The sequence below is a fragment of the Buttiauxella sp. S19-1 genome (assembly GCF_022134725.1).
Classification (GTDB): Bacteria; Pseudomonadota; Gammaproteobacteria; order Enterobacterales; family Enterobacteriaceae; genus Buttiauxella; species Buttiauxella ferragutiae.
Map to the genome: position 1 here is coordinate 19,139 of NZ_JAHWLU010000058.1, position 9,802 is coordinate 28,940.

General features: G+C 48.8%; 8 protein-coding genes and 1 tRNA gene. 8 read left to right on the top strand and 1 reads right to left on the bottom strand.

The annotated features are described in order from the left end of the window. Positions 1 to 24: 24 nt before the first annotated feature. Positions 25 to 1,038: a tRNA (adenosine(37)-N6)-threonylcarbamoyltransferase complex transferase subunit TsaD gene (gene tsaD / locus MES37_RS13915; protein ID WP_064540151.1), complete on the bottom strand. Its 1,014-nt coding sequence runs from the start codon at positions 1,036 to 1,038 to the stop codon at positions 25 to 27. 247 nt (positions 1,039 to 1,285) lie between these two features. On the opposite strand from tsaD, the gene rpsU reads away from it, so the two are divergent. The 8 genes from rpsU to MES37_RS13955 all read left to right on the top strand — a co-directional run bounded on the left by rpsU (position 1,286) and on the right by MES37_RS13955 (position 9,690). Further along, positions 1,286 to 1,501 carry a 30S ribosomal protein S21 gene (gene rpsU, locus MES37_RS13920; RefSeq protein WP_001144069.1) on the top strand — a complete coding sequence of 72 codons (216 nt, stop codon included), beginning with the start codon at positions 1,286 to 1,288 and terminating at the stop codon, positions 1,499 to 1,501. Positions 1,502 to 1,667: 166 nt separating this feature from the next. Next, positions 1,668 to 3,413: a DNA primase gene (gene dnaG / locus MES37_RS13925; RefSeq protein ID WP_064540153.1), complete on the top strand. Its 1,746-nt coding sequence runs from the start codon at positions 1,668 to 1,670 to the stop codon at positions 3,411 to 3,413. A gap of 154 nt (positions 3,414 to 3,567) precedes the next feature. After that, positions 3,568 to 5,406 (top strand): RNA polymerase sigma factor RpoD, encoded by a 1,839-nt coding sequence (gene rpoD / locus MES37_RS13930; protein ID WP_064540155.1) that lies wholly within the window; start codon positions 3,568 to 3,570, stop codon positions 5,404 to 5,406. A 184-nt stretch (positions 5,407 to 5,590) separates the two neighbouring features. Continuing rightward, positions 5,591 to 5,667: transfer RNA gene (locus tag MES37_RS13935), tRNA-Ile, on the top strand. Positions 5,668 to 5,783: 116 nt separating this feature from the next. Continuing rightward, entirely contained in the window at positions 5,784 to 6,608 is an 825-nt protein-coding gene (locus MES37_RS13940) for a hypothetical protein (protein ID WP_237931777.1), read from the top strand. A 102-nt stretch (positions 6,609 to 6,710) separates the two neighbouring features. Beyond that, positions 6,711 to 6,914 (top strand): helix-turn-helix transcriptional regulator, encoded by a 204-nt coding sequence (locus MES37_RS13945; RefSeq protein ID WP_074388486.1) that lies wholly within the window; start codon positions 6,711 to 6,713, stop codon positions 6,912 to 6,914. A gap of 105 nt (positions 6,915 to 7,019) precedes the next feature. Then, positions 7,020 to 8,336, top strand: a complete 1,317-nt coding sequence (locus MES37_RS13950) for a YagK/YfjJ domain-containing protein (protein WP_237931779.1) — start codon at positions 7,020 to 7,022, stop codon at positions 8,334 to 8,336. A 185-nt stretch (positions 8,337 to 8,521) separates the two neighbouring features. Continuing rightward, positions 8,522 to 9,690 (top strand): IS3 family transposase gene (locus MES37_RS13955; RefSeq protein WP_237931781.1). Its coding sequence is split into 2 segments (ribosomal slippage): positions 8,522 to 8,771 and positions 8,771 to 9,690, totalling 1,170 coding nucleotides; the frame shifts between segments, so codons are not numbered across the junction. Positions 9,691 to 9,802 lie beyond the last annotated feature (112 nt).

Below are 9,802 nucleotides of genomic sequence, written 5' to 3' on the forward strand. Positions count from 1 at the left end.
CCTTCTAATGATTCTGGTGAACCTTTACGCAGCAGGTAACTCAGCCAGCGGCCAACGAGGGCGCACAGTCACGCTCAATTCACCCGCTGTTCCGGCTTTCAAACGAATCATGCCAGCATAAGCAATCATCGCGCCGTTATCAGTACAAAATTCTGGGCGCGCGTAGAACACTTCCCCACGGCGTTTTGCCATCATTTCTTCCATACGCGTACGCAGAGTACGATTTGCACTGACGCCACCAGCCATTACCAGGCGTTTAAAGCCAGTATGATCCAACGCACGTTTACACTTAATCGCCAGCGTATCGACAACCGCATCTTCAAATGCGCGAGCGATATCTGCACGGGTTTGTGGATCGGCTTCATTGCCGCGAATAGTGTTCGCCGCGAACGTTTTCAGGCCCGAGAAGCTGAAATCAAGACCTGGGCGGTCAGTCATCGGGCGTGGGAAAGTAAAGCGCCCCGCAGTGCCTTGTGATGCCATTTTTGACAGCATTGGGCCGCCAGGATAATCCAGCCCCAATAGTTTGGCAGTCTTATCAAAGGCTTCACCGGCAGCATCATCAATAGACTCACCTAAAAGCTCATATTGCCCAATTCCCGTCACGCTAATCAATTGTGTATGACCGCCGGAAACCAGCAGGGCGACAAACGGGAACTCAGGTGGGTTTTCTTCCAGCATCGGCGCTAATAAATGCCCTTCCATATGATGAACCGGCACAGCAGGAACATCCCAGGCAAACGCCAGCGAGCGACCAATTGTTGCGCCGACTAACAACGCACCGACCAAACCAGGCCCTGCGGTATAGGCGACACCGTCAATATCTTTTGCGGTTAATCCTGCTTCTTTTAATGCTGCCTGAATCAATGGCACGGTTTTGCGAACATGGTCGCGGGAAGCAAGCTCCGGCACCACGCCGCCGTAGTCAGCGTGCAGTTTCACCTGACTATACAATTGATTAGCTAATAACCCTTTTTCATCGTCATAAATGGCGATGCCGGTTTCATCACAGGAAGTCTCTATACCCAGTACTCGCATGGCGGTCTCTACCTCAAAGTCTTGGCGCGAAGTTTAAGCTCATGGGGGCTTATTGTAAAACAATGCTCACCTATTGGCCGACGGTGGTGTATAATCCGCACCCCTGGAAGATTCCGGCCTTAAAAGCCAGGTTTCTGGTTGTCCGGTGCTTTACAAAGCAGCAGTAGTTGCAGTAAAATTCCGCACCATTTTGAAATAGCTGACGCCTAAGTCAGCGGCAAACCGAATTTATCAAAGGTGAGAGTTAATGCCGGTAATTAAAGTACGTGAAAACGAGCCATTCGACGTAGCACTGCGTCGCTTCAAGCGTTCTTGTGAGAAAGCAGGTGTTCTGGCGGAAGTTCGTCGTCGTGAGTTCTATGAAAAACCGACTACCGAACGTAAACGCGCTAAAGCTTCTGCTGTGAAACGTCACGCGAAGAAACTGGCTCGCGAAAACGCACGCCGCACTCGTCTGTACTAATTTTCTGGAGGTTCAATCCTCCAAAACAGACTAGTAGTAGTTGTAAAGGCCGTGCTTCCGAAAGGAATGCGCGGCTTATTTTCGTTCATGAACTGACATACTTCCTGCTCTTTCATGTCGCGGTTTTATCGCAATATTGAAAGAAAGCGAGTACCAAACGGGGCCTATGGCTGGACGAATTCCACGTGTATTCATCAATGACTTGCTGGCTCGCACCGACATCATCGATCTGATTGATGCCCGTGTTAAGCTCAAAAAGCAGGGCAAGAACTATCATGCGTGCTGTCCGTTCCATAACGAAAAAACCCCCTCTTTCACCGTAAACGGTGAAAAACAGTTTTACCATTGCTTCGGCTGTGGGGCACATGGCAACGCCATCGATTTTTTAATGAACTATGACAAGCTTGAGTTTGTCGAAAGCGTTGAAGAACTGTCGGCAATGCACAATCTTGAAGTGCCTTACGAAGCAGGTAGCGGACCGAGCCAGATTGAGCGTCATCAACGGCAAAGTCTTTATCAATTGATGGATGGCTTAAACGCCTTTTATCAACAATCCCTGGCTCAACAATCGGCTGAACCTGCTCGTCAGTATCTGGCACAGCGCGGTTTAAGCTCCGAAGTTATTCAACATTTCGCCATCGGCTACGCCCCTCCCGGTTGGGATAACGTTTTAAAACGTTTTGGTGGTAATACCGAAAACCGTCAAGCACTGACGGATGCGGGTATGTTGGTCACTAACGATCAGGGACGCAGTTACGACCGTTTCCGCGAAAGGGTAATGTTCCCCATCCGCGACAAGCGAGGCCGGGTAATTGGTTTTGGTGGCCGAGTGCTGGGCGATGCCCTGCCGAAGTACCTGAACTCCCCGGAAACCGATATTTTCCATAAAGGCCGCCAGTTGTATGGCCTGTATGAAGCTCAACAGAGCCAGCCCGAACCCGCACGTTTGTTAGTTGTGGAAGGCTACATGGATGTGGTGGCGTTGGCGCAATACGGTATTTCTTACGCCGTTGCCTCACTGGGCACCTCAACCACTGCCGACCATATCCAGTTGCTGTTCCGGGTGACTGATACCGTTGTCTGTTGTTATGACGGGGATCGCGCAGGGCGAGATGCCGCATGGCGTGCTCTGGAAACTGCACTACCTTATATGACGGACGGCCGTCAGTTGCGCTTTATGTTCCTGCCTGACGGTGAAGACCCCGACACGCTGGTGCGCAAAGAAGGCAAAGAAGCATTTGAAGCGCGCATGGAACATGCTCAGCCGCTTTCTACGTTTCTTTTTAACAGCCTGATGCCGCAGGTCGATTTGAGCTCACCGGATGGCCGAGCGCGACTGAGTACTCTTGCATTACCCCTGATTAGTCAGGTACCTGGTGAAACTTTGCGCATTTATCTGCGTCAGGAGCTGGGTAACAAACTGGGCATTCTGGACGATAGCCAGCTTGAAAAATTGATGCCAAAGCTTGCGGAAAACAGCACGCCGCGCCCAGCCCCACAGCTAAAACGCACAACCATGCGTATACTGATAGGACTGCTGGTGCAGAATCCAGAGCTGGCACCGAATGTGCCACCGCTAAACGGTCTGGAGCAGGCAAAGTTGCCAGGGCTGACACTGTTTATCAATTTGGTGAACACCTGTCTGGCACAACCGGGTTTAACCACCGGGCAGCTTTTAGAGCTATATCGCGGTACAGAAGAAGCCGCCACCCTTGAAAAACTCTCTTCATGGGACGATATAGCAGATAAGGACATTGCAGAAAAAACATTCAACGACGCACTCGAACACATGTTTGATTCAGTGCTGGAATTGAGGTTTGAAGAATTGATGGCACGTTCCAGAACTACAGGGCTAACGCCTGCGGAGCGTGAGGAAGTCCGTGTGATAACAGAATCACGCGCGAAAAAGTAATTATTATCGGCTTAACTGCCGAACATTGATCGGGTCAAACCCGAACGCCGCAAGGATGGGCAGCGGCAATAAAATAAGTCAGCCCTCGTTACGTTATTGTTGGCGGTTTCGCCGACCGACACCAACCCTAATACTGAAGTGTGGATACCGTCTTATGGAGCAAAACCCGCAGTCACAGCTTAAACTTCTTGTTACCAAGGGCAAGGAGCAAGGCTATCTGACCTATGCCGAGGTCAATGACCATCTGCCGGAAGATATCGTCGACTCTGATCAGATCGAAGACATCATCCAAATGATCAATGACATGGGCATTCAGGTGATGGAAGAAGCACCTGACGCCGATGACCTGTTGCTTGCTGAAAACTCAAACAACACAGACGAAGATGCGGAAGAAGCTGCTGCACAGGTTCTGTCCAGCGTTGAATCCGAAATCGGGCGTACTACTGACCCGGTTCGCATGTACATGCGTGAAATGGGTACCGTTGAGCTGTTAACCCGTGAGGGTGAAATCGATATCGCTAAGCGTATCGAAGACGGTATCAACCAGGTGCAGTGCTCCGTTGCCGAATACCCGGAAGCGATCACTTATCTGCTTGAGCAGTATGACCGCGTCGAAGCAGAAGAAGCACGTCTGTCTGATTTGATCACCGGATTTGTTGACCCGAATGCAGAAGAAGACCTTGCCCCTACCGCCACTCACATTGGTTCTGAACTGACCACCGAAGAAAACAGTGACAGTGACGATGAGGAAGACGACGACGACGACGCGGACGATGACAACAGCATCGACCCTGAACTCGCTCGTGAGAAATTTGGCGAACTGCGCACGCAGTACGAAAGAACTCGCGACACGATTAAAGCGAAAGGCCGTGCTCACGCAGACTCTGCCGCTGAAATCTTGCAATTGTCTGAAGTCTTCAAACAGTTCCGCCTGGTACCGAAGCAATTCGATTACCTGGTAAACAGCATGCGCGTCATGATGGACCGCGTTCGTACGCAAGAACGTCTGATCATGAGATTGTGTGTTGAACAGTGCAAAATGCCGAAGAAAAACTTCATCACACTGTTCACCGGCAACGAAACCAGCGAAACCTGGTTCAAAGCCGCTATCGCAATGAACAAGCCGTGGTCTGAAAAACTGCATGACGTTGCTGACGACGTTCATCGCAGCTTGCAGAAACTGCAACAGATTGAAGAAGAAACCGGCCTGACTATCGAGCAGGTTAAAGACATTAACCGTCGTATGTCCATCGGTGAAGCGAAAGCCCGCCGTGCGAAGAAAGAGATGGTTGAAGCAAACTTACGTCTGGTTATTTCTATCGCTAAGAAATACACCAACCGTGGTCTGCAATTCCTCGACTTGATTCAGGAAGGTAACATCGGCCTGATGAAAGCGGTTGATAAGTTTGAATACCGCCGTGGTTATAAGTTCTCGACTTACGCCACATGGTGGATTCGCCAGGCTATCACTCGCTCTATCGCTGACCAGGCGCGTACCATCCGTATTCCGGTGCATATGATTGAGACTATCAACAAACTCAACCGTATTTCGCGCCAGATGCTGCAAGAGATGGGTCGTGAGCCAACGCCGGAAGAACTGGCTGAACGCATGTTAATGCCGGAAGACAAAATCCGTAAAGTGCTGAAGATCGCCAAAGAACCTATCTCCATGGAAACGCCAATCGGCGACGATGAAGATTCGCATCTGGGTGATTTCATCGAGGATACCACCCTCGAGCTGCCACTGGACTCTGCAACGTCTGAAAGCCTGCGTAACGCAACTCACGACGTTCTGGCGGGCCTGACAGCGCGTGAAGCGAAAGTTCTGCGTATGCGTTTCGGTATCGACATGAATACCGACCACACGCTGGAAGAAGTGGGCAAACAGTTCGACGTTACCCGCGAACGTATCCGTCAGATCGAAGCGAAGGCACTGCGCAAACTGCGTCACCCAAGCCGCTCTGAAGTACTGCGTAGCTTCCTGGACGACTAATCACATCGCCCTTCTCAAGAGCCCTCCATCGCGAGGGCTTTTTTATTTCTGCCCGCTAACAATAGCTGAGCAAAATATCAGAAGCGGGAAATATAAGAGTTTGATTAGGCTTTGATTATAAAAGCGGCAGATGTCACGCAATCACTGGATTGCAGCCCAGAGTTACATTATAATCCTGCGCCACGGCCCCTTAGCTCAGTTGGTTAGAGCAGGCGACTCATAATCGCTTGGTCACTGGTTCAAGTCCAGTAGGGGCCACCAAATAAAACAAGGACTTAGACAGAAAACTGGCTAAGTCCTTTTTGTTTTGTTTCAATCTGGGTGACGTAATGGGTGACGTAACTCTACTGTAGGTGTTGTAACCAGGGAGATTTAGCATGAGCTTTAAGGATAAAGTTAAAGAGAAAAAAATGCGCCGTATGGCCCGTCCCCCTGAGTTAACGGTAAAGGACTGGATTAGTCTTTATGATCTTCTTCGTTCAGCCAAAGCCCAAGACCCAGAAGCCATGTACGAAGAACTCGCCTCTGTGCTGTTAACTACCCTGTCAGTTGAGCATCCTACGGAACTATACCGCCTTGACGGAAACAAATTAAACGCTGTTGCCGATGACCATTTTTCCTGGGACCTACTATCCGTACCAATGAAAGGGAAAATGTCCCCAGAAGAATTGGCGAAGTGCCCGAAGACCCTTTCCCAACTTCTTTGTATCTACGATGAAGATATCAGTAACGACGAATCACTTCGTACACATGGTTTCTTGCGTGATGCTATTGCCCCTATCCTCGATTTCGAGTTTCTGGATAGCATCGAAGATGAGCCGGACTACAAAGAAAAATATTTCGAGTTGCTAGCAGCGCAAAAGCACTCGATTCCCCCTCCACTACGAGGAGAAAGTTATGCTATCAAACGAGAAGAATTGCTGATCGCAGCTCTTGCGGTTATCTCTCAAAATCAAAAAGACGCTAATAAAAAGGTCGTCCCAACAGTTACTGAACTTCTGAACCAGATAGAAAACCATGCCTCAGCGTTCTGGCCTCCCAGTGAACAACTTCCGATGTCTCGTGAGAAGGCATCTAAAGAGTTAGGCTTCGCATTACATCTTTTTGAGCAGCCAAATCAGAATATTGAAAGCCATCGGGCCGCCAAAAAAGCCAAAAGAGAAAACGAGGAAAAAGAAAGAGTTACAAAAGGCATCCAGTAACCTTCGGGAAGGTACACGGGTAATATACAGTTCAATTTGATTAACTCCGTTTAGTTTCAGCATTCACCACCAGGAGTTATTCGATTGAAAAATAAGCCAACTATGTCTGATAAGGTTGTTGCCCTTCATCAGCCCCAACGTCTGATTCGCATTGATACAATGCTTCAGCTCCTCGATTGCAGTCGCACCACCCTCTACCGTTGGGTCAAAGCTGGCATGTTCCCACAGCCGATAATGCATGAGGGTCGAACCGTAGGATGGCCAGCAAATACATATCAATGCTGGCTTGAGCAAAATAACAAGTAATTCTGTTTGTTAAAGGGCTGAAATATCCAGCCCTTTCTTCATCTGACAATGAAACAAACTGGAACAAAAACGTTTATTTTCACCTCTTCTGCGACTCGTTAAAACATGAGCAATCATCTGATTAATCAAGTAACAAAGCCCTCAGTAAGTCAGGAATCCATCCCGGTATTTAATAATATTACGCCCAGCAAGCCTGGCAACCTTGTTGAATATCAGCCAAAGGGAACGTTTGTTTTCAAAGAAGTGATGTGGTCTGTGCTGCCAGAAAAACGCGACCAGGACACGAAGATCATGAAAAGAATCTTCGGCGCAGTTGATAAGGTGTCAGCTATGTCTCGCTTTCTTGCGGTCAGATATGATTTTCGCCTCCCTGCCTATAGTACGGATAATCACGTCATGGATAATTTCCATAACTTACTTTTCCGCCAGTTGGGCAAGTACTACCCAAAATCGTTTATTAGCTACCTATGGGTAAGAGAACAAGGCTCAGGGGAAGCCCAGCATTATCATTATTTGCTGATGCTGGATGGTAACTACATCCGTTACCCAAATAAGCTGAATACAATTGTCCGGCATTGCTGGGAACAAGCTGCTGGTGGTTCGATATGGTTCCCGGAAAACGGTTATTACTTTGTGGCTGAAAATGACCTCAACACCTATACCAAACTGATGCTAAGAGTTAGTTATCTGGGTAAGCGCCGAACAAAAGAGTCAATTGATAAGGGTATTAAACTTGTTGGCTCAGGCATGCGCAAACCGAGGCCTGCAGCTCCTTCACGCCAAAAATCTGCAGTAACACCTTGCAAGCCAATCAACCAAAAAGTGGAGACGAAAACCAACGATCAGGATATGGCGTTGAAATCCACCTACTCAGGAATGTTAGACAAATATTTTCTGGGCAAAGCCCGATTACCCGCCGTTTTACGTAAACGTTCATCCTATGAACTTTATGACGAAAATAAATGGTGGTGTAATTCACCACGCTGGCCCGGTCATCGTCATAACTATGTGTTAGAGGCTCTGATTACTGGGATCAGCCTTTCTGATTACGCACGCAAGTACAAGTTGAATCCAGTACGGGTATATGCCAACTGTCGCCGTGTTGGGGGGCAAAGCCTTAAAATTATTCACTGGGCATGGCACCGCTATTGCTTCCAGCAGAGCACTTCCACACTGGATAATTACATTCACAGCCATCGACTACATAAGAAAACAGCTAAAAAACAGTTACGACGTAAGCCAATGAGCTCTCACTGGAGCCAGCATTTTGATAGATATTATCAACAGTACTGGCCTAAAGGCTGGAGTGTTGCCGACTACTGCCGTGAACACACACTAGTCCCTAGCACTGCCAGACGCTATATAGTCGATTTTCCCTTTATAGGCCTGATAGATCCGTTCCTGTTGAAGCAATGGTTATAGAGGTGAAGCGCCATACCAATGTCGCATGATATGTATGCTGACTATCTGTGATTACTTAGCAAGCATTAGTAAGCAGCGTCTTATCAACACCACCAGGGATTTGATGTTCAGGGTGAAGTGGTTTACTGAATTTGGCCACCTGAACAGAGGTGATATGCTCACCTCAGAACAACACAGGTGCACCAATGAAAAGAAGAAATTTTAGTCCTGAATTCAAACGTGAGTCCGCTCAGTTGGTTGTCGACCAAAATTACACAGTTTCTGACGCCGCTAAGGCTATGGATGTGGGTCTTTCCACGATGACTAAATGGGTAAAACAGCTGCGTGATGAACGACAGGGCAAAACGCCAAAAGCCTCTCCTATCACACCGGAACAAATCGAAATACGTGAGCTCAGGAAGAAGGTGCAACGTATTGAAATGGAAAACGAAATATTAAAAAAGGCTACCGCGCTCTTGATGTCAGACTCCCTGAACAGTTCTCGATAATCGGGAAACTCAGGGCGCGTTATCCTGTGGCCACACTCTGCCATGTGTTCGGGGTTCATCGCAGCAGCTACAAATACTGGAAAAACCGTCCTGAAAAGCCAGACGGCAGACGGGCTGTATTACGCAGTCAGGTACTTGAGCTGCATGGCATCAGCCACGGTTCGGCCGGAGCAAGAAGCATCGCCACAATGGCAACCCAGAGAGGCTATCGGATGGGGCGCTGGCTTGCTGGCAGGCTCATGAAAGAACTGGGGCTGGTCAGTTGCCAGCAAGCGACTCACCGGTATAAGCGTGGCGGTCATGAACACGTTGCTATCCCGAATCACCTTGAGCGACAGTTCGCCGTAACAGAGCCAAACCTGGTATGGTGCGGTGATGTGACCTATATCTGGACAGGCAAACGCTGGGCATACCTCGCTGTTGTTCTCGATCTGTTTGCAAGAAAGCCAGTGGGCTGGGCAATGTCGTTCTCGCCGGACAGTAGACTCACCATGAAAGCACTGGAAATGGCATGGGAAACTCGGGGTAAGCCCGCAGGAGTGATGTTCCACAGCGATCAGGGCAGTCATTATACGAGCAGGCAGTTCCGGCAGTTACTGTGGCGCTACCGGATCAGACAGAGTATGAGCCGGCGTGGAAACTGTTGGGATAATAGCCCAATGGAACGCTTCTTCCGGAGTCTGAAAAACGAATGGGTGCCAGTGACAGGTTACGTAAGCTTCAGCGATGCGACTCACGCCATAACGGACTATATCGTTGGATATTACAGCGCACTCAGGCCGCACGAATATAACGGTGGGTTGCCACCAAACGAATCAGAAAATCGATACTGGAAAAACTCTAACGTGGTGGCCAGTTTTTGTTGACCACTTCAGCATGAGTCGGAATTGTCGCTCAATTATTAACGGGTACTAAGTATATATCAGTACAGACGATGTTGATTGCCCCCTTCGAGCCAGCTGATATCCGCTAGCCCCC

Excerpts from the sequence above, each read along its gene's own strand:
- tsaD (WP_064540151.1), bottom strand. The coding sequence starts at position 1,038 with ATGCGAGTACTGGGTATAGAGACTTCCTGTGATGAAACCGGCATCGCC.
- rpsU (WP_001144069.1), top strand. The coding sequence starts at position 1,286 with ATGCCGGTAATTAAAGTACGTGAAAACGAGCCATTCGACGTAGCACTG.
- dnaG (WP_064540153.1), top strand. The coding sequence starts at position 1,668 with ATGGCTGGACGAATTCCACGTGTATTCATCAATGACTTGCTGGCTCGC.
- rpoD (WP_064540155.1), top strand. The coding sequence starts at position 3,568 with ATGGAGCAAAACCCGCAGTCACAGCTTAAACTTCTTGTTACCAAGGGC.
- MES37_RS13940 (WP_237931777.1), top strand. The coding sequence starts at position 5,784 with ATGAGCTTTAAGGATAAAGTTAAAGAGAAAAAAATGCGCCGTATGGCC.
- MES37_RS13945 (WP_074388486.1), top strand. The coding sequence starts at position 6,711 with ATGTCTGATAAGGTTGTTGCCCTTCATCAGCCCCAACGTCTGATTCGC.
- MES37_RS13950 (WP_237931779.1), top strand. The coding sequence starts at position 7,020 with ATGAGCAATCATCTGATTAATCAAGTAACAAAGCCCTCAGTAAGTCAG.